A 26,637-nucleotide genomic window follows, 5' to 3' on the forward strand; every position below is an offset into this window, starting at 1 on the left:
CTGGCAGAACGCCACCAACACCGACCAACGTCAGGTGAACTGGCAGTTCACCACCCACGACGCACGCATCAAACTGCGCCACCTATATCCCAAAAGACTGCCGCCGGGGCGGGGCCCAGGACCGGCCGTCAGACCGCCGCCGATCTGGCCTTTCTGGCCCGGGCGATGAAGGCCCCGGCCCTGCTGGACGCCGCCGAACGCCTGGCCGAACGCGCCTTGAAGGAGACCTGGCCGCACACCGAGTTCCCCGTCGCCTGCCTCCAGCGGGAGGTCTCCGCCCGTGAGTCGCACGGCGGCGAGACCCGCATCCGCTCCGCCCGTCCGCGCGCAGCACGATGCCGTCACGCATCTCCGCCGGAACATCGAACTCGATCTGCATCTCCGCCATGTGCTGCTCCTTTGCGCGCCACGACACTGTCGTGCGCAACCTGGTCCCTGTGACGCACTCCGCCCGAACGGGGGTGGCCACGGCGCTCTCGGGGCGGTCAGGCCGCCGCCGCGTTCAACAGGCCGGCCAGTACGTCGGGCCGTTCCAGAGCGATGAAGTGGCCGGCCTTCGGGACCTGCGTGAAGTCGGCGGCCGACAGCAGTTGCTTGTTGGCTTCCCGGTCGGCGGGACGGGACCAGTCGTTCTCGCCGTAGACGAAGTGGATGGGCGCCTTGACCTCGGGGTAGCGCGAGCGGGCCGCGATGAGGCTGGGCAGGGCCTGGTACACGGCTCGGGAGACGGTCGGGTAGCCGGGGCGCCTGCCCACCTGGAGGAGTTCGTCCAGGTAGTCCGCCCGCAGCGCGCACTTGTCGCCGAGTCCGCCTTGCAGGATCGTGCGGAGGGCGGGCTTGGGCTCCACACCGGCGATCACCGGGCCCACTCCGGGCATCAGGACGCCGCTGACCACGATGCGGGCGAGGAGGCTGGAGCGGGCGATCCCGCCGCGGAAGTCGTACGCGTTGACCGCGACGACGCGCCGTACCCGCTCCGGCAGATCGGCCGCGGTGGTCAGGGCGAGCACCGCCCCCATCGACTCACCGACCAACGTCACGTCGTGGAGGTCGAGTTCGGTGAGGAGCCGCTCGACGCCCGCGCGCATGGCCGGCTCGTCGTAGGACGCGCCGGGCACGATCTCGGAGTAGCCCATGCCCGGCAGGTCGAGGGCGTGGACGGTGTAGTGGTCCGCGATCAGCGGGACGAGGAGGCGGAAGTGCTCGGCCTGGGTGCGCACGGTGTGCAGCAGGACCAGGGGGGGCTCCGGTGCCTGCCTTGAGGTAGCGCAGCGTTCCCTCGCGGCCGCGGCCTGCACGGGGGGCGAGGGTGTGACTGGTTGCCCCCGGAATGTGAATCGTGGGACGTGAGTCCTGGGTGGGCATGTCGCCGTCTCTCTGTGTACAGGGGCTTACTCGGCCAGCTGGGCGTAGAGGCCGGCCAGGTCGCAGGCGAGGACCATGACGGACTCCACGCAACGAGAAAACTGATCGGTTGCCGCCGTGGTAAACCGATCGTTTCCAGGCGCAAGCCCGGCGCGCCCCCCTGGACGCGTTCAGCTCGGCGCTTGACGGGCCGGCGGCACCGCGCTCACAGGATTCAGCGCCCGGTGGCGAATACCGGCCCGTCGGCGATGTCGCGGCCGGCGGTGTCGCCGTGGACCACCGACTCACCGACCAAGTACACCTGGGCGTCCCGCGGTCTTGACGGTACGGCGCAAAGTGTCGGGGCAGCGGCGCCGGCCTGCGCGGGCTTCGACCTCGACGAGCCACTCCAGGGACGGAAGCAAGTCGTTGACTTGCACTGTGGAAACCGATCTGTTTTCCTAGTGAAAACAGATCGGTTTCCGACCGATGGTCGGCCCACGCCCAGCGACTAAGGGGAAAAGTGAGTACCACCTTCGACCGCGGGGCGCCCGCCCCCGGGAAAACAGACTCGGGCCGTCGCGGCTCACATGCCGTGCGCTGGTGGGTGCTTGTCGTGCTGGGCGTGGCACAGCTCATGGTCACGCTCGATGCGACCGTGGTGAACATCGCGCTGCCCGCGGCGCAGCATGACCTCGGCTTCAGCGACGGCAGCCGGCAGTGGGTCATCACGGGTTACGCCCTGGCGTTCGGCAGCCTGCTGCTGCTCGGCGGCCGACTCGGTGACCTGTTCGGCCGACGTACCACCTTCGTGACCGGCCTGATCGGTTTCGCGGGAGCATCCGTTCTCGGCGGCGCGGCAGGCAGCTTCGAAATCCTCGTCACGGCGCGGGTGGCCCAGGGCCTCTTCGCCGCACTGCTCGCACCGGCGGCACTCTCGCTGCTCAGCGTGACCTTCACCCACCCGTCCGAGAGGGCGAAGGCGTTCGGCATCTTCAGTGCGTTGGCCGGTGCGGGTGGCGCGATCGGGCTGCTGCTCGGTGGCATGCTCACCGAATGGGCGTCGTGGCGCTGGGTGATGTACGTGAACGTCGTCTTCGCGGCCGTCGCACTGGTCGGTGCGGTGCTGCTGCTGGCCAAGCCGGCGGTCACCGAGCGGCCCAAACTCGATATCCCGGGCACCATCGTGGTGAGCGCCGCCCTGTTCGCCATTGTCTACGGGTTCGCGCACGTCGAATCCACCAGCTGGACCGACCCGGTGACCCTCGGCTCCATGGTCGTCGGCGTGGTGCTGCTCGCGGTGTTCGTATGGCTGGAGTCCAGGGTCGCGCATCCGCTGCTGCCGCTGCGAATCGTGCTGGACCGGACCCGCGGTGGTTCGTTCCTGGCGGTGTTCGTCATCGGCATGGGGATGTTCTCGATCTTCCTGTTCCTGACCTACTACCTGGAGGCCAGCATCGGCTACTCGCCGATCAAGACCGGTCTGACGTTCCTGCCGATGGTCGCGGGCATCGTCGCCGCGTCGACCACGGTGCCTGCGCTGCTGCTGCCCAGGGTCGGTCCGAAGGTCGTGGTCAGCGCCAGCTTCCTGGTCGCCGCATCCGGTATGGCCCTACTGACCCGGCTCGACCTGGACAGCGGCTACGTCGCCCACATCATGCCCGGCATGATCCTGCTGGGTCTCGGCCTGGGCGGGGTGATGACCACCGCGTTCCAGGGTGCGACCGCAGGCATACATCACGAGGATTCGGGCGTCGCCTCGGCGCTGATCAACACCGGCCAGCAGGTGGGCGGCTCGATCAGCACGGCGCTGCTGACCACGGTCGCCTCGTCGGCTGCGACCGACTACCTGTCCTCGCGCAAGCCGGACGCCCTGACCGTGGCGCAGGCCGGCGTCGAGGGCTACACAGCCACCCTGACGTGGGGTGCCGGGTTCTTCGTGGTCGGTGCGGTGCTGGCAGCGTTCCTGATACCGAACGCACCTCTGGCACCGTCGGAAGGCGAGCCCGTGATCGCCCACTGAGCCTGAGCCCACCGAGAGCACGCTGCCACTCACCACGAGTGGACAGCGAGAAATACCCTGCCACCTGCGATGACTGGTGTTCTCACGGCATAGGCCATCGCAGGTGGCCAGGGCTTCCCCCTGCCGCATTCGGCACCCCCGGCGTGCCGGGGGTCACACTCAGCAAGCGCCGTAAACCGATCGGTTTTTAATTGGTGGGAATCGAGTTAACCTCACAATATGACCACCGAGACCAAGCCAGGCTCCCGAGAGCGGCTGCTGGAGGCAGCGGCCACACTCACCTACCGAGACGGTGTCAACATCGGCGTCGACGCGCTGTGCAAGGCGGCGGGGGTGTCGAAGCGCTCCATGTACCAGCTCTTCGAGAGCAAGGACGAACTACTGGCGGCGAGCCTGGAGGAACGCACCTCCACCTACGTGGCCACCCTCCTGCCCACGGCGGACGACGGCCGTTCGCCCCGCGAGCGAATCCTGCACGTCTTCGACCAGCTGACGTCGCAGGCGGCTGCGCCCGACTTCCAGGGCTGCCGGTTCCTGGTTGTGCAGATCGAGCTCAAAGACCAGAGCCACCCTGCGAGCCGGGTGGCCCACCGGGTCAAGGAGAACCTGACAGCCTTCTTCCGTGCCGAGGCCGAGAAGGGCGGGGCGAGCGACCCGTATCTGCTGGCCCGTCAGCTGATCCTGGTCTTCGACGGCGCCAGCGCCCGCGCGGGAATCAAGGCCGACACGCCGACAGGGCTCATCACCCCCACGGTGACCACCCTGCTCGACGCAGCGAACATGCGCTGACACATCGCGTTCACCGGCAGTCTCGGTGACCGACATGCTCGGCGAGTACCTGGAGTGCGCGCAGGTTCGCAGCTGCTCTCCGGCATGTCGTCAGTCGCATGTCAGCACGTCCGTGACCTGTGTTCGACGCACCCTTCGAAGGTGTGAGTTTTCGGCAGTCACTCGGAGAATATGCGAGTAACTACTCGTAATCCGCGTGCAGGTGGACGATTTCAGCAGACGGTCGACAAGCTCGTGAGACCCGTCATCGAGACTGCGAGTACCTGGATCTCGTGCCGTGGCGGCTGGAGCCGCGAGATCTTGACCGTTACTTCGCCGGGCCGGGCAAGAGGGCGCCATCCACGGTGCGCACGAAGATCAACACTAGGGACGGATACTTCGCGTTCCTGGAACAGAGGTACGCAGGTGAGCTCAACCACCGCTTCGGTGTGACGGTGGAATCGCCGGTCGATCCGTTCCCATAGTGCTGCTACGACCAGTGCGAGCAGTGTGACGGGCATCGGCGGCAGGGACTGTCGACGGCTCCCAGTTATTCGCTCAGTTCACTCAGGGCGCCCATCGCCCGATCCACGAGTTCGGACAGCGAGGTCGTCCCGTCGCCGTCCGTCCAGGCGTCGGTGGCGGCGTTCAGGCAGGCGATCGCCGACGCCACGAGTGCGCGGGCACGGAGGTCATCGGCGGGTTCCGATCCGTCGCCGAGTCGACGGGAGATCTCCGGGACCAGCACGCTCTGCCAGCCCTGCGTCTTCTCCCACTGATGGGTCATCAGGGCGCAGGCGTCGTTGAGCAGCCGCATCAGGTGCAGGGACTGCTCGGGGTCTTCGGGATCGGTCCGGGCGACCACGTCGAAGGTGCGGCGCAGGGAATCCCAGGGCCGCTCCCCCTCGGGGCGGGCGGCGAGCGCGGCGGCGACCTCGACGCCGACCTCGCCCATCTTGCCGAGGACGACCTCCTCCTTGGTGCCGAAGTACCGGAAGAAGGTGGTGCGTGACAGGCCCGCTTCGGCGGCGATCTGCTCGACGGTCGTCTTGTCGAAGCCCTGCTCGGCGAAGAGCCGGAACGCGACCTCGCTGACCTCGGCGCGCATCGCGGCTCGGGTCCGCTCGCGCAGCGAGGACCGCTGGGGCGGCGCGGTGCCGCGGGCGGATGAAGTCCTGGATGTCTCGGCCATGCCACGAGTGTAATACAAAGACCCTAAGTGGTACTGCGTTCCATCATGGGTTACTGTTTCTAACGTTGACTTCATTCCACTTTTGAGGAGTACTTCCATGAGCAAGGTCTGGTTCATCACGGGTTCCTCCCGCGGCTTCGGCCGCCGGTTCGCCGAGGCGGCGCTGTCGCGCGGCGACAAGGTCGCGGCGACCGCCCGCAACACCGACTCCCTGGCCGACCTGGTCGCCGCCCACGGCGACGCGATCCTGCCGCTGCCCCTGGACGTGACGGCCAAGACCGCCGTGACCGCCGCCGTGCAGCAGGCCCACGAGCACTTCGGGCGCCTGGACGTCGTCGTCAACAACGCCGGCTACGGCCTGTTCGGCATGGTCGAGGAGCTCACCGAGGACAACGTCCGCGCCCAGTTCGACACGAACGTGTTCGGCACCCTGTGGGTGACCCAGGCCGTGCTGCCCTACCTGCGAGCCCAGGGCAGCGGCCACATCATCAACGTGTCCAGCCTGCTCGGCCTCGCCGCCTTCCCCACCACGGGTGGTTACACCGCCGCCAAGGCGGCCGTCGAGGGGCTGTCCGACTCCCTGGCCCAGGAGGTCGCCGGCTTCGGCATCAAGGTCACCGTCGTCGAGCCCGGCCCCTTCGGCACCGAGTTCGGCACGTCCTCCGCATGGTCGGAGCCGGTGGCGGCCTATGACGGCGTACGGGAGGCGGTCAACGCCGGCTTCGCCACCATGCCGAATCCCGACCCGGCTGGCGTCGGCCCCGCGCTGCTGAAGGTCGTCGACGCCGACAATCCCCCGCCGCGCGTCTTCTTCGGCACCCTCGCCCTCCAGGTCGTCCCGCAGGTCTACGCCGAGCGGATCAAGGGCTGGGAGGAGTGGGCCTGGCTGTCCGCCGAGGCCGAGGCCGGCCAGGGCTGAACACATCCCGACGACGGCCCGGGCCCGTGAGCATCTCCCGCGCCCGGATCGCTCAACCCGCCCCGACCGCACCACGGTCGCCGAGCGACAACCTGGCCGGCCACACCCCCTTTGTAGGGCACGGCGGCTGCGCCGGCTCCTTTCCGTACCAGGTCACGCACGGACCTCAGGTCCGCTGATCCCGTCGCGCTGGTGGGCGCCCGGAGCGGGCCCCGTCACGGCGTCCAAGGAGTCGAACATGACGTCCGCAGCAAGCTCCGTCCGGCCCGCGGTCGGCCGGAGCCTGGCTATCCTCTCCCTCGCGGCCCTGTCGTTCTCGCTGATGCAGACCGCGGTGGTGCCCGCGATCGGCGACATGGCCTCAGTCCTGCACGCCGACGCGCAGGACACGACGTGGACACTGACCGGATACCTGGTGTCCGCGGCTGTCCTCACCCCGGTCCTTGGACGCCTCGGCGACATGTACGGCAAGCGCCGCCTCGTGGTGATCTCCCTGGTGCTCTTCGCCGCAGGTGCGGTACTCGCGGCGCTCGGAACGAGTCTGGGCCTGGTGATCGCGGGCCGTGTGCTGCAAGGGGCGGGAGGCGGCGTCCTGCCGCTGTCGTTCGGCATCGTGCGTGACGAGTTCCCCGCCGCACGACGGCCCGGGGCCATAGGGCTGCTCTCCGCCGTCCTCGGCGTCGGCGGCGGGATCGGCCTGCTCATGGGCGGCCTGCTCGTGGATCACGCGTCCTACCGCTGGATCTTCTGGGCCGGGGCCGCGATGGCTGTGATCGCCGCGGTCTCGGCTCAACTGCTGCTGCTGCCCGAGTCCCCGGTGCGCGTACCGGAAAAGGTGGACCTGGCGGGCGCGGCACTGCTGGCCGTGGTCGTCACTGCTCCGCTCATCGCCGTCAGCCAGGGCCGGGCCTGGGGCTGGACAAGCGGCCGCACGCTCGGGCTGATCGCCGCCGGCGTGGTGGTCCTGGCGGTTTTCGCGCTGGTCGAGCGGCGCAGGGCCGCACCCCTGGTGGACATCCCCCTGTTCGTCCGGCCGCCGGTGCTGATGACCAACCTCGCCACGCTGCTGGTCGGCTTCGGCATGTTCGGCGCCCTCGTCCTCATTCCGCAACTGGCCCAGACCCCGGCCTCCTCCGGGTACGGCTTCGGAGTCGACGCGACCCGGGCGGGGCTGCTGATACTGCCGGGCTGCTTGATCATGCTGGTGACCGGGCCCCTTTCGGGAGCCCTCGCCGAGCGCTTCCACGCGAAGCTGCCCCTCGCGTTCGGCGGCCTGTCCTCCGCCGCAGGGCTGGTCATGCTCGCCTTACAGCACGGCTCGCAGACCGCGGTACTGGGCTGGACCACGGTCCTGTTCGTCGGCATCGGCCTGTCGTTCGCCGCCATCCCCAATCTCATCGTCGAAGCCGTTCCGGCGGCCAGGACCGGCGAAGCCACCGGTCTCAACGCGCCCGTACGGTCGGTGGGCTCCTCGCTCGGTACGCAGGTCGTGGCAGGCATCCTGGCCGGCAGCATCACCACGGCCCGACCACTGCCCACGGACCACGCCTATACGATCGCCTTCCTGGCCGGCGCGGTCGGATCCCTGGTGGCGGCAGTCGCCGCGGCCTTCGTGCCGCGGGTGAGGGCACACGACACCACTGGCACTGCTCGTGTCACAGCGAGGACCGGCGCATGAGACCGCGGGCCGAGCAGAGAACCGGCGCCGTCCATCCCGCGCCATGAACGTCGTACGGATCCGCGTCGAGCCCATAACGGCAACGCCCAGGCCGCGAGCCACAGGACCGACGATCAGGCCCGCGAGAGCCCGCACCCTTCACGCCGTGGGCCGCCGACTCACCCGTGGGGCCACCGCGGCAGGTGCACGACTTCAGATCGCGCCACTCGGCATGCACGCAATCCGCCCCGCACATCCGCAGATCCCTGGCGTCCTTGACGAAAGGCGAGTACTCCCATGACCACCCGCATCACCACGCCCTTCACCGCCCGCTCCGGCGCCTTCGAGGTCATCGAGGGCGTCGACCTCACCGGGCGCCGCGCCCTCGTGACCGGCGGCGCCTCCGGGATCGGCGTCGAGACGGCCCGCGCGCTCGCGGTCACCGGGGCCGAGGTCACCCTCGCCGTCCGCGACCTCGCCGCCGGCGAACGCACCGCCGAGGACATCACCACCGACACCGGCAACAAACAGGTCCACGTGGCGAAGCTCGACCTCACGGACCAGGCATCCGTCGCCGCGTTCACGACCGCCTGGGACGGCCCGCTGCACATCCTCGTCAACAACGCGGGCGTGATGGCCGCTCCCGAGACCCGCACCCCGGAAGGCTGGGAGCTGCAGTTCGCCACCAACCACCTGGGCCACTTCGCGCTCGCCACCAGGCTGCACCCGGCCCTGGCCGCCGCGTCCGGTGCCCGGGTGGTGGTGGTCAGCTCCTCCGCCCACCTGAACTCGCCGGTCGTCTTCGAGGACATCCACTACCGCGAGCGCCCCTACGACCCCTGGACCGCGTACGCGCAGTCGAAGACCGCCAACGTCCTCTTCGCCGTCGAGGCGAACGAGCGCTGGGGCGACGACGGGATCACCGTCAACGCGCTGCACCCCGGCGGCATCCTCACCAACCTCTCCCGCCACATGGACCCCGAGGTGCTGGAACGCAGGACGGCTGATCGCACGAAGCCCATGAAGACTCCCCAGCAGGGTGCGGCCACCTCCGTACTGCTCGCTGCCTCCCCACTCGTCGAGGGGGTGGGCGGCCGGTATTTCGAGGACTGCAACGAGGCCGGGACAGCGCGGGACACACAGCCGTACCAGGCCGGAAGCGTCAGCGGCGTGGCCTCCTACGCCCTCGATCCCGAGGCCGCGACGCGGCTCTGGGAGATCAGCCTCGACGCGGTGCGCCGCCACTGAGGTCGCTGAGGCGCCCGGACCGTGTCGTCCGCGATCGGCCCGAACGGACTTCCCGCCGGCCATCGTGTCGGCAGCAAGGACAACCAGACCATACGTGACCCGCTGACGTCAGGCCCGCGCGACTCGGTGCCCGGGCACAGTGTGGCCGGGCACCGAGGAGGCACACGCATCTGGCGTATGCGGATCCCGGGGTGGGCGCGACGATCACCCCGGGACGTGCTGTGGCGGAGACCGGCCCGGTCAGGCTTTGGTCGGCAGTTGGGCCGGGACGGCGGGGTCCTGTTCGAGAGCCTGTACCTGTCCTTGTTCTTCTCGGGGCTGGGGTTTTCCGGTGTGCAGGACCTTGTTGACGTACGTCACGTCGAGGGCGTTCTCCCAGCGGGCTACAACGAGGGTGGCCACACTGTTGCCGGCGAGGTTGGTGAGGGCGCGGCATTCGGACATGAACTTGTCGATGCCGAAAATGAGCATGATGCCCGCCGCGGGGACGGTGCCGGCGGTGGTGAGCGTGGCGGCGAGTGCGATGAAGCCGGCGCCGGTGATGCCGCCGGATCCCTTGGAGGTGAGGATCATGACGGCGAGCAGGCCGAGCTGCTGGCCGATACTCAGGGGGGTGTCGGTGGCCTGGGCGATGTAGACGGTGGCCAGGGACAGGTAGATGGAGCTGCCGTCGAGGTTGAAGGAGTAGCCGGTCGGGACGGTCAGTCCGACGATGTCCCGCCGGACGCCGAGTCCTTCGAGCTTCGTCATGAGGCGGGGAAGGGCGCTTTCGGACGAGGATGTGCCCAGGACCAGGACGAACTCCTCGCGCAGGTAGCGCAGCAGACGGAAGATGTTGATCCTGAGCGCGGCGGTGACCGCGCCGAGTATGACGAGGACGAAGAAGGCGGATGTGCCGTAGAAGAGGCCGATGAGCTGGCCGAGGCTGGTGAGGGTGGAGACGCCGTACTTGCCGATGGTGAAGGCCATCGCACCGAAGGCACCCACGGGGGCGGCCAGCATGACGTAGCTCAGGATCTTGAAGACGACGGCGGTGAGGCGGTGAATGCCGTCGACGAGGGGTTCGCCTGTCGGTCCTACGGCCTTCAGCGCGACGCCGAAGAGCACGGAGAAGAAGATGACCTGGAGGATGTTGCCTTCGGCGAACGCTCCCACGGCGCTGGTGGGCACCAGGTCGGTCAGGAAGTGCCACCAGGACTGGTCCTCGCCGCTCTTGACGTATTCGCTTGCGTCGCCGTGCAGTTGCAGGTCGCCGGGGTGGGCGTGGACGCCGGCGCCCGGCTGGAAGACGTTGACGGCGATCAGTCCGACGAGCAGGGCAGCCAGCGTGCCGGCCTGGAAGTAGAGCAGCGATTTCAGCCCGACACGACCCACGCGGCCGAGGCTGTCGACACTGCCGATGCCGCCCACGATGGTCAGGAAGACGATCGGGGTGATGAGCATCTTGATGGCCGAGACGAAGGTGGTGCCCACCGGTTCCAGCGCGGTGCCGGTGGAGGGCCAGAGCCACCCGGTCAGGATGCCGGTCACGATGGCGGTCAGGACCCAGAAGTACAGCTGCCTGTACCAGGGCTTCTTGGCGGCTGCGGGCTGTGGCGGGCTGGAGGACTCGGGTGCTGCCATGGCGTTTCTCCTCGTTGAGGAACGGGCGCAACCGGGACGCGAACGGTCCACGCGTGAGGGAGGGCCGGTGGGGGCGCGGCTCGGGAGGAAAAGGAAAGAGGAGGGGCGGCACGTCCTTGCCACCCCAGATGTCAACTCACGTGTCGGCTACAGCAGTTCGAGCAGCTTGTCGGTGAACTCCGACGTCGTGGCACTGCCTCCCAGGTCACGGGTGCGGACGTCGGTCTTGGCCAGGAGCGTGGCGATCGCGTCGGTGATGTCCTTGGCCGCCTCGGGGTGGCCCAGGTGGTCGAGCATCATGGCCGCCGACCAGATCGCGCCCAGCGGGTTGGCGATGCCCTGGCCGGCGATGTCGGGAGCGGAGCCGTGCACCGGCTCGAACATCGACGGGTACTCCCGCTCGGGGTTGAGGTTGGCGGCCGGTGCGATGCCGATGGAGCCGGCGACGGCCGCGGCCAGGTCGCTGAGGATGTCGCCGAAGAGGTTGGAGGCGACGACGACGTCGAAGCTCTGCGGTTCGAGGACGAACTTCGCGGCGAGCGCGTCGATGTGCTCCTGGTTCCAGGCGACCTGCGGGAAGTGTGCGGCCCGCTCGGTGACGAGCTGGTCCCAGAAGGGCATGGTGTGCACGATGCCGTTCGACTTCGTCGCCGAGGTGACCCGGCCGCCGCGCTGCGCGGCCAGTTCGAAGGCGTAGTCCAGGACGCGGGTGACGCCCACGCGCGTGAACACGGCTTCCTGTACGGCGAGTTCGTCGGGGAAGCCGGTGTTCATCCGGCCGCCGACCTCGCTGTACTCACCTTCGACGTTCTCGCGGACCACGACGAAGTCCACCTCCCCGGGCCGGGCGCCGCGCACCGGGCTGTCGACGCCTTCGAAGACGCGGATGGGCCGGAGGTTGACGTACTGGCGGAAGGTGCGCCGGATCGGGATCAGCAGCCCCCACAGCGAGACGTGGTCGGGAACCCCGGGGTAGCCCACCGCGCCCAGCAGGATGGCGTCCTTGTCGCGGAGCCGGTCGAGTCCGTCGGCGGGCATCATCGCGCCCTCGCGCAGGTAGCGCTCGCACGACCAGTCGTAGGAGGTGTAGGTCAGGCTGAAGCCGTGCCGGCGGCCGAGAGCGTCGAGCACCTGTCGCGCGGGCGGCAGCACCTCGGCGCCGATGCCGTCGCCGGGGAGCAGGGCAATGCGGTGGTTCGTCATGCCGTCGATTGCAGCAACGAGTCTGGTGGGGCGTCCAAGACGCAATCGGTATCTGCCTTATAGGAAGCGCCTATCAGCGGTCCCGGTGTCAGGTGTTCGTTCGGTATCAGACGTCCGTCCGGTATCAGGCGTTCGTCCGGGCCTGTCCGACCTGGAGGCGGCCCCCGGCACCTCCCCGTTCGACCACTTCGACATCAGAGGTTCGTGCAGTATCAAGTGTTCGTGCGCGCGGCGATCCTGACGAACGCCGCGGCCGCCGGGGACACGGTGCCGCGCCGGTTCACCAGCGCGATGTCCAGCGTGGTTTCCGGTTCGATGTCCATGACGTGCACGCCTGCCTGCCGGGCGATGTCCCGCCACGACTCGGTGACGACGGCCGCACCGACGCCGCCCAGCACCAACGGCAGCAGCGCCACCCGGTGCTCGGTCTCGACGGCTACGGTGAAGTCGATGCCCTGTTCGCGCAGCGCATCGACGTAGGCGCGCATGCCGGTCCCCCGCTGCCCCACGATCAGCCGCTGACCGGCCAGCTCCTCACAGCCCACCGCCGCGCGCCCGGCCAGCGGGCTGTCCGGCGGGACCATCAGGACGAACCGCTGCCTGCCCAGCTCACACGAGGCGACCTCTTTGTCGGAGACCGGCCCGGCGGATGCCAGCAGCCCCAGTTCGACTGCTCCTGTCCGCACCATGTCGATCACCTCCCGGGAGGTGAAGGCAGCCCTGATGGCGACGGTCACACCCGGATGGCGCCGGCTGAACGCGCAGACCAGCGTGGTGAGGGGCTCCACCGCCTGCGACGGCATACACGCCACATCCAGGCGCCCCTCGCGCAGCTCGTGCACGGCCTCGACACTCGACCGAGCCGTCTGCAGACTCCGTACGGCCTCACGGGCCGGGTCGATCAGCGCCTTCCCGGCTTCCGTCAGAGTGGCCCGGCGCCCGATCCGGTGGAAGAGGTCCGTTCCCAGGTCCCGCTCCAGCGCCCGGACGGCCTGCGACAGCGAGGGCTGGGAAACGTACAGGGCCGAAGCGGCGCGGTTGAACCCCCCGTGATCGACGATCGCCAGGAAGTACTCCAAATGCCTGATGTCCATACACACTCCTACTGCCCGGCGGCCGCCCCGAACACGTTCCGCATCGCCAGGCAGCGGGCCACGAGCTCCAGGCCGTCATGAGGCCACCATCGAAGCACCGAATGCGCCGCACGGCCGCCACGGGTGACTGAGGCGACCGTCAGCCGTATGCAGTCGCGGCGCGAGGTCGTCGGCCTGCCGGCCGGCCGCGCCCCACCGGACGGGTACCCCCTCGACTCACACAGCGGCCTGGGCCTCACGGTGTTCTCCCACGCGCTCATCCTCGTGGTCGTCGGCATGTTCTCCGCCAACGTCCTCAGCGGCCAGGTCGACCACGCCCTCGGCTACAGGCACGACGACATGGGCCCGGCTTCCACCGCTTCCTCGCGGGAGTTCGAGCCGCTGCGGCAGATCACCGGCGGGACCCGCTCGATCCTCTATTACGGCGCTCGGTGCGACGCGGGTCTGACGCGGGGCTGGGTCATGATGGCGGCCGGACTCGCGGCGGCCGCACTGTTCGGCTTCGGCGTACTGGGGTGGTACGACCGCAAGGGACTGCACCGCATCCCGGCGAAGACGACGCGCGACAAGACCGCCGTCCCGGCATAGCGTCGGGTCGCCCAGGACGGGGCCATGACTCGGAGTGGCCCCCGTTGTGTGTCGCCGTGCCGGGGACGACAGGCGCGCACACCATCATGGCTCAGTGATCCCAGATCCTCATCCAGCCGGCCCGGACGACCTCGCCGATCAGGTCGTCGCCCTGCGCCTCGGCGGCCGCCACGACGGCGTAGCCCTGCATCTGCATCAGGAGCGTTTCGGGGCGCGTCGAGATCAGTTGCGCGTAGGCGTTCGTCATGGCCCGCAGAGCCCGCTCGCCGCCCTCCGTTCCGTCGGCTGCCCTCTCGAATACCAGGCGGGTGTCGTCCATGCTCCTCACCAGCGCGGCGACGAAGATCGCCCTCTTGTCCGGGAAGAGCCGGAAGAGATACGGCTGCGCGACTCCGACTCGCTGGGCGATCGCCGCTGTGGACGTGCCGTGGTAGCCCGTGCGCGCGAACTCTGCGACCGCCGCGCGGATGACACTCTCCCGCCTCTCCTGTGCGCCGATCCTGCCCATGCCGTGACTCCCCTGCTTGAACTTGCATGCGGAAACCGATCGGTTTACTGTAGCGGAAAACGATCGGTTTCGAGTGAGCGCGGGAGTCCATGATGACGACAGATCGGCCAGTGGCACTCGTGACGGGTGCGTCGTCCGGCATCGGCAAGGAGACCGCGCTCGCGCTGGTCGCGGCGGGTTTCGACGTCGTCGGAACGGGCCGTGACACCTCCCGCGTCACCCCGCTCGGTGGTGTGACGTTCCTCGACCTCGACGTGGTCGGCGACGCCTCGGCCACCGCCGCGGTCCAGGAGGTGAGCGAGCGGTTCGGGCGGATCGACGTCCTGGTCAACAACGCCGGCGTCGGCTCGACGGGTGCGGCGGAGGAGACCTCCGTCGAGCAGGCCCGGTCCGTCTTCGACACCAACGTCTTCGGGGTCATGCGCATGGTGAACGAGGTCCTGCCGCACATGCGCGCTCAGCGACGCGGGCGCATCATCAACATCTCGTCCGTGCTCGGGTTCCTGCCTCAGCCCTACATGGCCGCCTACGCCGCCTCCAAGCACGCCATCGAGGGCTACACCGAGTCCCTGGACCACGAGATCCGTGACCACGGCATCCGAGCGCTCATCGTCGAACCCGCCTATACCAGAACCGGATTCGAGGCCAACAGCGCGAAGCCCGACACCCCCCTGCACGCATACGCGAAACAGCGGCAGACCGTCGCCCGCGTCATGGCGGAGGCCGTCAGAGGCGGCGACGCCCCCGCCGTCGTCGCCCGGGCGATCGTCACGGCAGCGACCGCCCCCAAGCCGAAGCCGCGCTACACCGCCGGCCCCCTGGCCGGACGCGCACGCGTACTGCGCCGCCTCGCCCCCGCCGGGGTCTTCGACAAGCAGATCCGCAAGATGAACCACCTGGCCGGCTGACGCGCGTTTCACGCGGAGACGGCCCCCTGGGCCTTCCGGACAGCGCCCCACCTCCACCGGACAGAGGACACCTTGATGCCAGAGCGCAATCCCATCCTGATCACCGGTGCCGCCGGCGAGATCGGTGGTGTGAGCCGGACGATCGTCGACATGCTGCTCGAACAAGGGTACCCGGTGCGCGCGTTCGTCCGGCAGGACGACGAACGCGCGCACTCGCTCCGCCAAGCCGGGGCCGACGTCTTCGTCGGTGACCTGCTCACCATCGCGGACGTGACCGCCGCGCTGAAGGGCGTACGGCGCATCTACTTCAGCATGAGCCTGTCGCCGTACTACACCGACGCAGTCAGCCTGATGGCCGCGGCGGCGCGGGCCCAGGGCGACATCGAGGTGTTCGTCAACATCTCCGAGTACGAGCAGTCGTTCATGACCTTCGACAAGATGACCGCGCCGGAGGAAGAACGGCGCGCGTGGCTCGGCGGACTCATCGCCGACTGGTCACCGCAGCAGCGCGCCCACTGGATCGCCGAGCAGGTGCTGGACTGGTCCGGCCTCCCGACCGTCAACGTCCGCGCAGCCATGTTCGTCGAGAACCCCCTGATGACCTGGCTGGCACTGGAGTCACTGAGCAGAGGTGAACTGCGCCTGCCCTTCGGCAACCACCGGCTCGCGCCCATCGCGGGTTACGACGTGGCGGAACTGTGCGTGAAGATCCTGACCGACCCGGCACCGCACATCTCGAAGTCCTACGACCTCAACGGCCCGGAACTGAAGGACATGCACGAGTTCGCCGAGGACTACGCGGCCGTACTGGGCCGCCCGGTCACCTACGTCCCCGTCGAGATCGAAACCTGGAACGAGACCTACGTGGACACCGCCCTGGCCTCGTTCCCGCACACCGCGGAGCACCTGAAGACCCTGACCCGGCTCATGGGCGGCGGGGGGTACCGCGGCACCACCAACCAACTGGAAACCCTGCTCGGACGCCCGCCGAAGACCGTGCGCTGGGCGTTGGAAAACCACCCGCGCATCCGGAAGGTGGCAGTTGCCTGAGCCGCTGCGCGGTCCGGAGCAGACGAGAACACCGCGTCGGAGTCTTTCACGCCGAACTGGTCCTGGGCGGGCCGTGTGTGCACGTAGAGAGGCCGGTGGAGCTGTTCGGGTCGGGTGATGACATGGTTCGGGAAGAACCGAGTGTTGCTGCCGGGTAGCTCGGTGATGGACTGGCGAGGCCGTGTCCTGGGGCGGCCTGGGCGCGTTGAGTACGTGACACGTCACGTACGGCATGTCGGCGGTCTGGGCTGGGGCCCTTCCATACCCGGGCGGCAGGCCGGCCGCAGCTCTCCCCGGTTGTACCGGTCGGCGGGTGACGGCCCGGGGAGGTCATGGCGTTGAGTCCCGGGGCCGTCAACCGTCCGCAAGCGCGAGATGTTCGCGGACACGTCCGGTGCGGGCAGCGCAAAGACGCAGTGAAAGTACGCAGTCGCAGTGCGGCTGCCCCAGGAATATGCCTGGAAGAGTGGGGGACGGTGGTCGTCCATTGTCGGCGATGGACGACGGCCGCCATGCGCGAGGAAGTCGCAGGCCCCTCTGTTGTGACGCCCTCGCGCTGGATCGTCCGTGCGGCCTCGGGCCGTGCGGGGACTCTCCCCGGCTCAAGGGTCGCGCACGGACGAGGCCGGGGCCCGCAACGTGGCGCGAGGTGCGGGCTCCGGTTAGCCGTGAGCGGTGGTGTCGCTGCCCGCGCCGGCACGCAACGTTCAGCGCCCGACCCGAGGCAATGTCGAATCCGGGCGGGCGTGCGGTTTCGCCGGGCGGAACTTCGACACACGCAGCAACTGCGGCCTCACAGGGAGCAATTCGCGTGGCGCCTTTGCCTGCATCTGGGCGGTCGCGCCATACTGGACAGGTGGATCCCGAGACCCCGGACTCCTCTTACGTCCGCCGCTCAGCCTTACCGCCAGCCGGGTCTTTCGCTGTGCTGGGCGAGCAGTACGCCCACAGCGGCGCCTGGGTGGTGACGGTCCGCGGTGATCTTGATCTGGACTCGATTGCCGGACATCGCACCCGGCTGACGCGGACTGCGGCCGCCTTTCCCGTCCTGGTCCTGGACATGGCCGCGGTGACGTTCGCCGACTCCACCTTCCTCAACCTGATCCTAATATTGCGCCGCACTACCGACCTGCGACTGGCCAATGTTCCCGACCTGGTGATGCGGCTGCTGGAACTGACCGGCGCCGACGCGGTACTGCAGCTGTATCCGACGGTGGCGGACGCGCTTCCCGCAGACACGCCCGCCAGCCCCTGACAGCGTGCACCGGTCGCGGGACGCTGCCGCCGGCGAGTGACGGTCAGTCCCGGGTCAGCGCAAGGCGGCGGGGGCCAGGCGAATCGTCTGTGGCTGGTGCATCCGGATGCGGATGGGCTTGGGGCTGCCGGCCGTTTTCACCGGCTCGACGGGATGTGGCGAACTGCGGGGCGGGCGGGGAGGCCGGGTGAGGCGGCGGACCATGAGGGTGCCGAAAGTCCAGATGATGCGGGCCTCGCTGTGGGAGATGAGCCGTTCGTAGTCGCGGACGTCTCTCCTGGCTCTCATGATCCATGAGATCGCCCGCTCAACGCGCCACCTCTTCGCGAGGACGGCGAATCCGTCCTGGTCCTTTCGGCGGGGCACCGTCTTGAGGGTGAAGCCGAGAAAGGAGTCCGCCCAGGCGATGAGGGTGCCCCCGTAGGCGGAGTCGGCCCAGACAACCGTGACCTCGGGATGGGCAAGGCGAAGACGAAAGAGCAGGTCGCGGGCGGGGACGCTATCGTGCGGGGAGGCCACGCCGACCATGACGGACAGCGGCATGCCCCGCATGTCCACGATCAGGTGGCGCTTCCTCCCATTGATCAGCTTCCCGCCATCGAACCCTCTGCTGTCCTGGCCCACTGTCTCGGCTCCTTTGACGGACTGCGAGTCCAGGATCACCGCCACGGTGCGGGGATTGAGACCGTCGTGGACACGGACCATCTCGTGCAGCTCAGCATGGATACGGGCCAGGGCCCCGCTGGCCCGCCAGCGCTGGAAGAACCCATATACAGTCCGCCAGGGAATGCCGAAGTCAACGGGAACGGACCTCCACTTGATCCCGTTGTCGTTGACGTACCTGATCGTGTCGACGACGTTGCGGCGCGGATGTTTCTCCCTGCGCCCGCCCGTGGGCAGGGTGCAGACCATCGGCGGCAGCAGGGGTTCCAGGACGGCCCATTCGGCGTCCGTCGTGTCGCTGGGGTAGTGCCGCTCACGCACGGCCGGCTGCTCGTTGTTCGCGCAGGTCATGGTCAGCGTTCCATGCGGGTGAGGACTTCGAGGGTGGCTTTGACGCCGCCGAGCTGTTCGAGGACCAGGCGGGCCCACTCGTCTTCAGGGGTGCGCTTGGCGTGCAGGGCGACGATCCCGGCGATGAAGTTGGTGATGCGGTGCAACTCGGCCCTGAAGATCGCGCGCTCGTAGACGATCCAGATCTCGGGCTCCTCGGACAGCTGGAAGCCGTCCTTGCCGTAGGTCACCGGCGGTAGCCCTAGGTGGACCTCGATGAGGCCCTGGCCGAGCTGCTGCGGGGCCAGTAGTCATGAAACGGCGGGCGGGACTGCCCGCTCATGTCCACGGCGAAGCGGTACGCAAGGCCCTGCAAGAGGGCCGCCCTGCCGGGCTGAGTCTGAAGCAGCTGGTCAGAGCCGCCAAGGTGTGGCGGCAGCCGCGGGTGGGGCACACCAGATGCCGCACTCGCACCCGGACCACCACCCGTCGATCATCGACCGGCACGTCCGCGGCTGTCCGCCAGTGATAGCCGTGCACGCGTTCCGACGGGGTCCCGCACACCGGGCAGACCGCAGTGTCCCGCGGAGTCCGTGCCCGCACCACGATCCGCTCACCTTCGTCGACTACATGCTCGATGACCAGCGGGGACAGGCCCGAAAAGACCGTCTGCACGAGATCGTTGACATCCTTCACACGAATGTCAACGACCCATCACAACGCTCCGTCACCACCGAAAGCGAGACAGGGCCGCTCGCTCTACAGACCCAGCTGTCTGCCGGAACCGGGTGCCCCGGCAGGCAGCTGTGGACGCGGTGGTCACTGCGGGCTACGGTCGTCCCCAATGTGCGGATGACCGGGGGCGAAGGATGTTCGCCGGGCGTCGTGCTGCGCGGGTTGCCGCTCGGAGTGTTTGCGACCGAGGTGCGTCAGAACCACTTCTGCCACCCGAGCGCGTTGCAACCTACGGCGCGGAGGCCGTACTCGAAGCTGTCGTCCAGGCAAAAGTCTTTGGTCAAGGCCTGGTTCCTGAACGCCAGACCGTCCCCGTAGCGGTCGACGTACCAGCTCTGCTCCTGCGAGTCGTTGCAGGTTTGGGGCCCGACGGCGAAGGACACGCCCGCGCCGACATACGACAGGCACCTGCCGGTCGCGACGTTCTGCAGACGGCGGGTGCCGTCACCCCAGGCGTGGACGTACCACTGCTGGGCCGGACCGTAGTTGCACGAGTGGGTACGCAACCCGCTTCCGAAGCTGTCGTCGAGGCACTCGTTCGTTGCTCTGTTCTGGAAAGTGTTGATCGGGTCCGCCGCGGCGGACGCCCCGGGCGCGGCCGTAGCGGTACTCGCCCCGATCCCGGTGGCCAGCGCGAGCGTGGCGAACACAGCGGTGAAAAGTCGAACGGCTGACATGTATGAGCTCCTTCGAGCAGGCTGTCCGGGGCAATGCCATGTACTACACGCGGACTCCAGGCATCCCCGCACGGCCGTGTCCCCCGGTTCACGCGACCACACAGTTCAGCCCTCCCCCCTCAAGCACCGCGCCGGACTACTGAACGCATCTCCCCGAGCACAGGGTGGTGAAGCTGCCCGGGCCTGCCAGGGATGCAAGTGATTCGAAAGCGTTCCGCCCGGCGGGCTCTCCGTCCCCAAAGGCCGCCCAAATGGCCCCTGTCCGCCGGTAACCCCACCCGTGGCCCTGCAGCATCGAGTTGAACGTCCGCAGAGTTGTTCAGCAGCCCCTCTGGCCCCTGTGAACAATCCTTGCCGGGTTGCGAGAAGTGATGGGTCCGCTTGTGGGCGTCATTTCGCCTGCTTAACGTGAACGTCGCATAATCGGGGCCGATCGAGGAACGGGGATGAGCACATGGGGCGTAGTGAGGCACCGGTGGATCCGGATGACGGACCAGTGCAACGGTTCGCCTCTGAGTTACGCAAGTTGCGCAAGGACGCCGGAGGGCCGACCTACCGGGCGATGGCGAGGCAGGCCGCGTATTCGGTGACGGCTCTGTCTCAGGCAGCTGCCGGGCGGCGGTTGCCGTCACTGCCGCTCACGATCGCCTACGCACAGATCTGTGGTGGCGACGTGACGGAGTGGGAGCGGCGCTGGCACGAGGTGGCCGGGAAGGAGGCGGCGCAGCGGCCGGTGCAGGACGACGCCGATCCGCCGTACCGGGGCCTGGCGCGCTTCGAGCTAAGTGATGCAGCGCTGTTCTTCGGCCGTGATCACCTTGTGGACCGGTTATTCGACCTCACCACGGCGCACCGGTTCACGGCCGTCTTCGGGCCCTCCGGGAGCGGCAAGTCGTCGCTGCTGCGTGCCGGGCTGATCCCCCGGCTGCGGAACGCGGACCGGTCCAGCCTGAGCCCGGCGGAAATACGGATCCTCGCACCCGGTGGGCACCCGATGAGGACTCACGGCGAGCGCCTCGCCGCCTCGCCGCACAAGGGCGGCGACACCTGGCTGATCGTCGACCAGTTCGAGGAGCTGTACACGCTCTGTACCGACCCGGCCGAGCGGACCGCCTTCATCGAAGAGCTCCTGACGGCGCGGAAACCCGGCAGCGGACTGCGGGTGATCGTCGCGGTGCGGGCAGACTTCCTCAGCCGCTGCGCCGAGCACGCCGAGCTCACCGCCGCGTTGCAGGACGCCACCTTGCTGACCGGCCCGATGAGTTCCGAGGAGTTGCGGGCGGCGATAGTGAAGCCGGCTGCGGCCGCCGGACTGATCGTGGAACGTTCTCTGACCGCTCGGATCCTCACCGAGGTCGACGGGGAACCCGGTGCCCTGCCACTGATGTCGCACGCGCTGCTGGAGACCTGGCGCCACCGCAGGGGTCGTACCCTGACCGAGGCCAGTTACGAGGAAGCAGGCGGGCTGCACGGTTCCATCTCCCGTACCGCCGAGGATGTATACACCCGGCTCACCGATGCCCAGGCCGTCCTGGCCCGACGTGTCCTGCTACGTCTGATCAGCCCCGGTGACGGCGCTCCTGACACCCGCCGCCCCGCCGACCGAGCCGAACTCGACCTCGCCGACGATCCGCAGGACAACAACACAGTCCTGGAGAGCTTGGTACGAGCCCGGTTGCTCACCCTTTCCGAAGGTACCGTCGACCTAGCTCACGAGGCCCTGATCACGGCCTGGCCCAGGCTGCACGGCTGGATCGTGCGGGACCGCGAGGCACTGCGCATCCACCGCCGCCTCACCGAGGCGACCGACGTGTGGGAGTCGCTGGATCGGGACCCCGGCGCCCTATACCGGGGCACGCAGCTGGACCTGGCCCGCGACCTGACTGGACTGACCCCGCGGGAACGAGCGTTCCTCGACGCGAGCGTCACCGCCGAGGCCGCCGAAGCAACGCGTGGACGCCGTCGAGTGCGCCGGCTTCGCCAACTCATCGCGCTCCTGGCCGTCCTGTTCATCTCCGCGAGCGGAGCGACCGTGTACGCCGTACACGTCGAAGGCAAGGTCGCCCAGCAGCGCAATACGGCTCTTGCCCAGAAAGCCGCCGGGGAGGCGGTAGGACTCCGCCTGCTCAGGCCCTCACTCGCCGCACAGCTCAGCCTCGCCGCATACCGGCTCGCGCCCGAGGACTCCACCCGGGACGCCCTGCTCAGCACCATGGCCACCACCCTCAGCGGCCACACCCAGGTTGTCAGCTCGGCAGCGGTCAGCCCGGACGGCCGCACGCTCGCCACCAGCAGCTTCGACCGCACCATCCGCCTGTGGAACATCACCGACCCGTGGCGCCCCGTTGCACTGGCCACATTCACCGGCCATGCCGACACCATCGCCATGGTCGCCTTCAGCCCGGACGGCCATACGCTGGCCAGCGGCGGTCGCGATCACACGATCCGCCTGTGGAACATCGCCGACCTCCACGACCCGTCCCCGCACGGCCCGCCCCTCACCGGCCACACCGACACCGTCTTCTCCGTGGCCTTCAGCCCCGACGGTAAGACTCTGGCCAGCGGCAGCTACGACCACACGGTCCGACTGTGGGACGTCACCGATGCCGCCCGGCTTTCCGAACTGACCGGGCACACCCTCAACGTCAAACCCGTGGCGTTCAGCCCCGACGGCCGCACCCTGGCCTCCGGCAGCGACGACCGGACCGTACGGCTGTGGAACGTCACCGATCCGCGGCGCCCCGCCCAACTCGCTGTCCTCACCGGCCACAAGGACTTCGTGGACGCCCTCGCGTTCAGCCCGAACGGCCATACCCTGGCCTCCGGCAGCGACGATCGGACGGTGCGGCTGTGGAACATCACCGACCTCCGCGACCCCTCCCCCTCCGACGTTCTGCGCGGCCACCAGGACGTCGTCAGCGGGACCGCGTTCAGCCCGGACGGCAGGACCCTCGCCACCAGCAGCTACGACCGCTCGGTCCGCGTATGGAACCTGGCCCGCGCCGACCGTCCCGCATCCCTAGCCGTCCTCACCGGGCACCTCGGCGCCGTCCAGTCCGTGGCGTTCACCCCGAACGGCGGGAGGATCATCACCGCGGGCGCCGACCACACGGCACAGATCTGGGACACCGACACGCGGACCGCTGTCTCCCATGCCTGCGCCCAGGCTCACCCTACGATCACCCGAACCCAATGGTCCCGATACTTTCCCGGACTGGAGTACCGGCCGCCCTGCGGCTGAGCGCCCTGATGGGAACCGCTCCAGGATCGGTGGAGCCTCCATCAGCCCCGGAGCGGTTCAGTTGGCTGTATAGAGTCGCCCCAACGGGAGGCCGACACCTCATGCACGGGGTAGGCAGACGCCCCCGGGGAGGTTGATCGCTGAGTCCATCCCCGCAGGCGCGGGGAGCAGAAGATCACCGAGCGGGACCTGCGGGTGGTCTCGGGTCCATCCCCGCAGGCGCGGGGAGCAGTTCACGAGGCTGGGGCGTCCGCCGCTGGAAGAGGGTCCATCCCCGCAGGCGCGGGGAGCAGCGCTAAGCGCCGGGCGTCCTCCGCTGTCTGTGGGGTCCATCCCCGCAGGCGCGGGGAGCAGTGTGACGGGGACAGAGGCACTCGGGGGCGGCCGGGTCCATCCCCGCAGGCGCGGGGAGCAGACTGCCTGACCTGGGGCTTTATAGGCGCTCTGCTCGGTTTTCGAGCAGTTTCACGGATTCCGACAAACAGTCCATAACGGCACCCACTTGCGTTGCAGTGTTCAGCCGACTCTGCCTCGGCGGCAGAGCTATCGGCGGATGATACGGCTTGATGTGAGCCGTCACGCTGATCGGGCACGAATGAGATCCCCGGTCAGCGGATTTTCCTTATATGGCAGTTGCGGTCTGCGTTTAGCTGTATGCATCAGGTATGACGGGTCAAGGGGAGCCCCGGACGGGGTTGAGCGGGCGGTTGTCGGGGCCGGTGCGGAGCGTGTGGGCCAAGCACAGTCGGGATACCGAGGGTTGGTTGCCGCTGTGGTGCCATATGGAGGACAGCGGCTCTGTGGCCGGGCTGTTGTGGGATCACTGGGTGCCGTCGAACGTGCGGAGTCTGGTGGCCGAGGCGTTGCCCGGCGGGGATGAGGATGCCCGGCGTCTGGCGGTGTGGCTGGCGGCCGTGCACGACATCGGCAAGGCGACTCCCGCTTTCGCCTGCCAGGTTGATCAGCTCGCCGACCGGATGCGTGGGGAGGGGCTTGAGATGCCCACTCGGCGTCAGTTCGGCCCCGACCGCAAGCTGGCCCCGCACGGTCTGGCGGGGCAGGTGCTGCTCGGTGACTGGCTCGAAGAGCGTCATGGCTGGACGCGGAAGCAGTCCGGGCAGTTAGGCATCGTTCCGGGCGGCCATCACGGGTTGCCTCCGGAGCATGGGCAGATCAAGGAACTGGACGACCGCCCACATCTGCTGCGTACCCCCGGGCCCAGCCGCCGGGTGTGGCGGCGGGTGCAGGACGAGTTGCTCGACGCGTGCGCCGACGAGTACGGCGTTCGGGAGCGCCTCGGTGCGTGGCGGACGGTGCGGCTGCCGCAGCCGGTTCAGGTACTGCTGACCGCTTTGGTGATCGTGGCTGACTGGATTGCCAGCAATCCCGAGCTGTTCCCGTACTTTCCGCAGGAGATCCACCGTACGAGCCAGGAGCGGGTGGCCGCTGCCTGGCGGGGGTTGAGTCTGCCCCCGCCGTGGCGGGCCGTCGAGCCGGCGGGGGACGTGGGGGAGCTATTCGCTTCCCGTTTCGATCTGCCGCCGGGGGCGGAGGCCCGTCCCGTGCAGGAGGCGGCGATCCGGTTGGCGCGCTCGATGCCCGCGCCGGGACTGATGGTGATCGAGGCGCCGATGGGCGAGGGGAAGACGGAGGCCGCGCTGGCCGTTGCCGAGATCTTCGCGGCCCGCTCGGGCGCGGGCGGTGTGTTCTTCGCGTTGCCGACCATGGCCACCGGCAACGCGTTGTTTCCCCGTCTGCTGGACTGGCTGGATCGGCTGCCCGCTGAGGAAGGCACCCGGCTGTCCGTTCTCCTGGCGCACTCCAAGGCGGCTCTCAACGACGAGTACGCCGGTCTGATGCGGGAGAGCCGGCAGCAGATCACCGCCGTGGACGCTGACGCGGAGACATTCGAGTGGCGGCCGGGGCACGAAAAGCGTTCCGCTCCAGCAGAGTTGGTCGCACACGAATGGTTACATGGCCGCAAGAAGGCGATGCTGTCGTCGTTCGTCGCGGGGACCGTCGATCAGCTTCTGTTCGCCGGGCTCAAGAGCCGGCATCTGGCGCTGCGTCATCTCGCGGTCGCGGGCAAGGTCGTCGTGATCGACGAGGCACACGCGTACGACACGTACATGAGCGTCTATCTGTACCGGGTGCTGTCGTGGCTGGGTGCCTACCGGGTCCCGGTGGTGGTGCTGTCCGCGACGCTGCCCGCGGCCCGGCGCCGCCAGCTCTCCGAGGCATACGCCAAAGCGGGCACCGTAGCCGGCTCGGGCGCCGGTGCCGCGGAGTTCGAGGCAGTGGCTCAGGCCGACGCCTATCCCCTGCTGACCGCCGTAGCGAGCGGGCAGATGCCCGTGATGGAGCGCCCAGCTGCTTCCGCGCGTGGTGGTGACGTTCACATCGAGCGTCTCGATGACGATTTGGGGGTCCTGTCCGACCGGCTGGCCGCCGAACTCGACGGCGGGGGCTGTGCTCTGGTGGTCCGTAATACCGTCCGGCGGGTCCTGGACACCGCCCGGGTACTGCGCGAGCGGTTCGGCGACGAGCAGGTCACCGTCGCGCACTCGTGCTTCCTCGACATCGACCGGGCAGCCAAGGACGCCGACCTCCTGGTCCGCTTCGGCCCACCCGAGAGGGCGGGAGACCGGCGCCCGGTCAAGCACATCGTGGTCGCCAGCCAGGTGGCCGAGCAGTCCCTCGATGTCGACTTCGACCTGCTTGTCACCGACCTGTGCCCGGTCGACCTGCTGCTCCAACGCATGGGGCGTCTGCACCGACACCAACGGGGCACGGAGCAGGAGAACCGGCCCGAAGGGTTGTGCACGGCCCGCTGCCTGGTGACCGGTGTGGACTGGGGTACCGATGTGCCCGTACCGGTGCGGGGGTCGGTCGCCGTGTACGGGGCGTACGCGCTGCTGCGTTCGGCGGCCGTGCTGCTGCCGCACCTTGAGGGTGCGCGCCGGCCGGTGCGGCTGCCGCGGGACATCAGCGTGTTGGTGCAGGGAGCGTACGGTGACGGGCCCACCGGTCCCGAGGGCTGGGCCGAGGCGATGGCGAAGGCGCTGGAGCGGCACGAGCGGCACCGTACGGATCAGGCGGAGCGTGCCGATGTGTTCCGGCTCGGCGATGTCCAAAGGCCGGGGCGGCCGCTCATCGGCTGGATCGCGGCTGGGGCGGGCGACGCGGACGACACCCGTGCGGGCAGGGCCCAGGTCCGGGACAGCAAGGAGAGCCTGGAAGTCCTCGTCGTACAGCGCCGGGCCGACGGGTCGCTGGCCACGATGCCGTGGCTGGACAGGGGTAGGGGCGGGCTGGAACTGCCCCTGGACCGGGTTCCGTCGCCGAAGGCGGCCCGGGCAGCCGCGGGCTGCGGGCTGCGGCTGCCCATCCAGTTCTCGTACGGCGAGGTGATGGACCGGGCGATCACAGAACTCGAAGAACTCTACGTGCCTGCCTGGCAGGCGAAGAACAGCCCCTGGCTCGCCGGCCAGCTGATTCTCGCGCTCGACGCCGATTGTCAGACCCGCCTGGCAGGCTTCTCACTCCGCTACAGCCAGAGGGACGGCCTTGAGGTGAGCAGTGACTGAAGCGAGCACAGCACGCACGGGTGA

Annotated in this window: 18 protein-coding genes, 3 pseudogenes and 1 CRISPR repeat array; of the genes and pseudogenes, 11 read left to right on the forward strand and 10 right to left on the reverse strand. The window is 68.8% G+C overall.

The features are described from left to right. Positions 1 to 485 precede the first annotated feature (485 nt). Positions 486 to 1,365 (reverse strand): annotated as a pseudogene (locus tag AB0D14_RS41015) (alpha/beta hydrolase). A 502-nt stretch (positions 1,366 to 1,867) separates the two neighbouring features. On the opposite strand from AB0D14_RS41015, the gene AB0D14_RS41020 reads away from it, so the two are divergent. Together AB0D14_RS41020 and AB0D14_RS41025 are read left to right on the forward strand one after the other, a co-directional pair. Continuing rightward, positions 1,868 to 3,367, forward strand: coding sequence for an MFS transporter (locus AB0D14_RS41020; protein ID WP_362789409.1), 1,500 nt, complete (start codon positions 1,868 to 1,870; stop codon positions 3,365 to 3,367). Positions 3,368 to 3,586: 219 nt separating this feature from the next. Next, a complete protein-coding gene (locus AB0D14_RS41025; RefSeq protein WP_362789412.1) occupies positions 3,587 to 4,156 on the forward strand; it encodes a TetR/AcrR family transcriptional regulator in 570 nt (189 codons plus the stop codon). A 529-nt stretch (positions 4,157 to 4,685) separates the two neighbouring features. On the opposite strand, the gene AB0D14_RS41030 is transcribed toward AB0D14_RS41025, so the two are convergent. Further along, a complete protein-coding gene (locus tag AB0D14_RS41030) occupies positions 4,686 to 5,327 on the reverse strand; it encodes a TetR family transcriptional regulator (RefSeq protein WP_362789415.1) in 642 nt (213 codons plus the stop codon). Between the two features lie 97 nt (positions 5,328 to 5,424). Between AB0D14_RS41030 and AB0D14_RS41035 the strand changes: the two genes are divergently transcribed. The 3 genes from AB0D14_RS41035 to AB0D14_RS41045 all read left to right on the forward strand — a co-directional run bounded on the left by AB0D14_RS41035 (position 5,425) and on the right by AB0D14_RS41045 (position 9,151). After that, a complete protein-coding gene (locus tag AB0D14_RS41035) occupies positions 5,425 to 6,246 on the forward strand; it encodes an SDR family NAD(P)-dependent oxidoreductase (RefSeq protein ID WP_362789417.1) in 822 nt (273 codons plus the stop codon). A gap of 238 nt (positions 6,247 to 6,484) precedes the next feature. Then, positions 6,485 to 7,924 (forward strand): MFS transporter, encoded by a 1,440-nt coding sequence (locus AB0D14_RS41040; protein ID WP_362789420.1) that lies wholly within the window; start codon positions 6,485 to 6,487, stop codon positions 7,922 to 7,924. Positions 7,925 to 8,200: 276 nt separating this feature from the next. Next, the gene (locus AB0D14_RS41045) at positions 8,201 to 9,151 is read left to right on the forward strand and encodes an SDR family NAD(P)-dependent oxidoreductase (RefSeq protein ID WP_362789423.1); all 951 of its coding nucleotides are present in this window, start codon (positions 8,201 to 8,203) and stop codon (positions 9,149 to 9,151) included. A gap of 240 nt (positions 9,152 to 9,391) precedes the next feature. Here the strand turns inward: AB0D14_RS41045 and dctA are convergent, their stop codons facing one another. The 3 genes from dctA to AB0D14_RS41060 form a co-directional block, all read right to left on the reverse strand. Further along, a complete protein-coding gene (gene dctA, locus AB0D14_RS41050; protein WP_362789426.1) occupies positions 9,392 to 10,774 on the reverse strand; it encodes a C4-dicarboxylate transporter DctA in 1,383 nt (460 codons plus the stop codon). Between the two features lie 147 nt (positions 10,775 to 10,921). Next, positions 10,922 to 11,977 carry a tartrate dehydrogenase gene (locus tag AB0D14_RS41055; protein ID WP_362789429.1) on the reverse strand — a complete coding sequence of 352 codons (1,056 nt, stop codon included), beginning with the start codon at positions 11,975 to 11,977 and terminating at the stop codon, positions 10,922 to 10,924. Between the two features lie 212 nt (positions 11,978 to 12,189). Continuing rightward, complete coding sequence (locus AB0D14_RS41060; protein WP_362789432.1) at positions 12,190 to 13,071, reverse strand: LysR substrate-binding domain-containing protein; 882 nt, start codon at positions 13,069 to 13,071, stop codon at positions 12,190 to 12,192. A gap of 123 nt (positions 13,072 to 13,194) precedes the next feature. Here AB0D14_RS41060 and AB0D14_RS41065 point away from each other — a divergent pair, with 123 nt between their 5' ends. Then, positions 13,195 to 13,659, forward strand: a complete 465-nt coding sequence (locus AB0D14_RS41065; protein ID WP_362789435.1) for a hypothetical protein — start codon at positions 13,195 to 13,197, stop codon at positions 13,657 to 13,659. A gap of 97 nt (positions 13,660 to 13,756) precedes the next feature. Here AB0D14_RS41065 and AB0D14_RS41070 read toward each other — a convergent pair. Beyond that, positions 13,757 to 14,167 (reverse strand): annotated as a pseudogene (locus tag AB0D14_RS41070) (helix-turn-helix domain-containing protein); the annotation flags it as partial. A 92-nt stretch (positions 14,168 to 14,259) separates the two neighbouring features. On the opposite strand from AB0D14_RS41070, the gene AB0D14_RS41075 reads away from it, so the two are divergent. From AB0D14_RS41075 to AB0D14_RS41085, 3 genes are all read left to right on the forward strand, one after another. Continuing rightward, the gene (locus AB0D14_RS41075; RefSeq protein ID WP_362789470.1) at positions 14,260 to 15,075 is read left to right on the forward strand and encodes an oxidoreductase; all 816 of its coding nucleotides are present in this window, start codon (positions 14,260 to 14,262) and stop codon (positions 15,073 to 15,075) included. 75 nt (positions 15,076 to 15,150) lie between these two features. Further along, positions 15,151 to 16,125 (forward strand): NmrA family NAD(P)-binding protein, encoded by a 975-nt coding sequence (locus AB0D14_RS41080; protein ID WP_362789438.1) that lies wholly within the window; start codon positions 15,151 to 15,153, stop codon positions 16,123 to 16,125. A gap of 925 nt (positions 16,126 to 17,050) precedes the next feature. Continuing rightward, positions 17,051 to 17,380, forward strand: coding sequence for an STAS domain-containing protein (locus AB0D14_RS41085; protein WP_362789440.1), 330 nt, complete (start codon positions 17,051 to 17,053; stop codon positions 17,378 to 17,380). A 54-nt stretch (positions 17,381 to 17,434) separates the two neighbouring features. Here AB0D14_RS41085 and AB0D14_RS41090 read toward each other — a convergent pair whose 3' ends face one another. The 4 genes and pseudogenes from AB0D14_RS41090 to AB0D14_RS41105 form a co-directional block, all read right to left on the reverse strand. Then, positions 17,435 to 18,394, reverse strand: a complete 960-nt coding sequence (locus AB0D14_RS41090) for an IS5 family transposase (protein ID WP_362789443.1) — start codon at positions 18,392 to 18,394, stop codon at positions 17,435 to 17,437. A 2-nt stretch (positions 18,395 to 18,396) separates the two neighbouring features. Continuing rightward, positions 18,397 to 18,624 carry a hypothetical protein gene (locus AB0D14_RS41095; RefSeq protein ID WP_362789445.1) on the reverse strand — a complete coding sequence of 76 codons (228 nt, stop codon included), beginning with the start codon at positions 18,622 to 18,624 and terminating at the stop codon, positions 18,397 to 18,399. A gap of 175 nt (positions 18,625 to 18,799) precedes the next feature. Then, positions 18,800 to 19,075 (reverse strand): annotated as a pseudogene (locus tag AB0D14_RS41100) (transposase family protein); the annotation flags it as partial. 227 nt (positions 19,076 to 19,302) lie between these two features. After that, a complete protein-coding gene (locus AB0D14_RS41105; RefSeq protein WP_362789448.1) occupies positions 19,303 to 19,785 on the reverse strand; it encodes an RICIN domain-containing protein in 483 nt (160 codons plus the stop codon). A gap of 586 nt (positions 19,786 to 20,371) precedes the next feature. Between AB0D14_RS41105 and AB0D14_RS41110 the strand changes: the two genes are divergently transcribed. Together AB0D14_RS41110 and cas3 are read left to right on the forward strand one after the other, a co-directional pair. Continuing rightward, positions 20,372 to 23,026 (forward strand): hypothetical protein, encoded by a 2,655-nt coding sequence (locus AB0D14_RS41110; protein ID WP_362789451.1) that lies wholly within the window; start codon positions 20,372 to 20,374, stop codon positions 23,024 to 23,026. 142 nt (positions 23,027 to 23,168) lie between these two features. Beyond that, positions 23,169 to 23,441: a CRISPR direct-repeat array (repeat unit 29 nt; unit sequence GGGTCCATCCCCGCAGGCGCGGGGAGCAG). 250 nt (positions 23,442 to 23,691) lie between these two features. Continuing rightward, positions 23,692 to 26,613: a CRISPR-associated helicase Cas3' gene (gene cas3, locus AB0D14_RS41115; RefSeq protein ID WP_362789454.1), complete on the forward strand. Its 2,922-nt coding sequence runs from the start codon at positions 23,692 to 23,694 to the stop codon at positions 26,611 to 26,613. Positions 26,614 to 26,637 lie beyond the last annotated feature (24 nt).

It is taken from the genome of Streptomyces sp. NPDC048484 (assembly GCF_040651415.1).
GTDB lineage: Bacteria > Actinomycetota > Actinomycetes > Streptomycetales > Streptomycetaceae > Streptomyces.

Bases quoted from the DNA above. Each gene is read 5' to 3' on its own strand.
- AB0D14_RS41090 (WP_362789443.1), bottom strand. From the start codon at position 18,394: ATGACCTGCGCGAACAACGAGCAGCCGGCCGTGCGTGAGCGGCACTAC.
- AB0D14_RS41040 (WP_362789420.1), top strand. From the start codon at position 6,485: ATGACGTCCGCAGCAAGCTCCGTCCGGCCCGCGGTCGGCCGGAGCCTG.
- cas3 (WP_362789454.1), top strand. From the start codon at position 23,692: ATGACGGGTCAAGGGGAGCCCCGGACGGGGTTGAGCGGGCGGTTGTCG.
- AB0D14_RS41060 (WP_362789432.1), bottom strand. From the start codon at position 13,071: ATGGACATCAGGCATTTGGAGTACTTCCTGGCGATCGTCGATCACGGG.
- AB0D14_RS41080 (WP_362789438.1), top strand. From the start codon at position 15,151: ATGCCAGAGCGCAATCCCATCCTGATCACCGGTGCCGCCGGCGAGATC.
- dctA (WP_362789426.1), bottom strand. From the start codon at position 10,774: ATGGCAGCACCCGAGTCCTCCAGCCCGCCACAGCCCGCAGCCGCCAAG.
- AB0D14_RS41025 (WP_362789412.1), top strand. From the start codon at position 3,587: ATGACCACCGAGACCAAGCCAGGCTCCCGAGAGCGGCTGCTGGAGGCA.
- AB0D14_RS41030 (WP_362789415.1), bottom strand. From the start codon at position 5,327: ATGGCCGAGACATCCAGGACTTCATCCGCCCGCGGCACCGCGCCGCCC.
- AB0D14_RS41075 (WP_362789470.1), top strand. From the start codon at position 14,260: ATGACGACAGATCGGCCAGTGGCACTCGTGACGGGTGCGTCGTCCGGC.
- AB0D14_RS41105 (WP_362789448.1), bottom strand. From the start codon at position 19,785: ATGTCAGCCGTTCGACTTTTCACCGCTGTGTTCGCCACGCTCGCGCTG.
- AB0D14_RS41045 (WP_362789423.1), top strand. From the start codon at position 8,201: ATGACCACCCGCATCACCACGCCCTTCACCGCCCGCTCCGGCGCCTTC.
- AB0D14_RS41035 (WP_362789417.1), top strand. From the start codon at position 5,425: ATGAGCAAGGTCTGGTTCATCACGGGTTCCTCCCGCGGCTTCGGCCGC.
- AB0D14_RS41055 (WP_362789429.1), bottom strand. From the start codon at position 11,977: ATGACGAACCACCGCATTGCCCTGCTCCCCGGCGACGGCATCGGCGCC.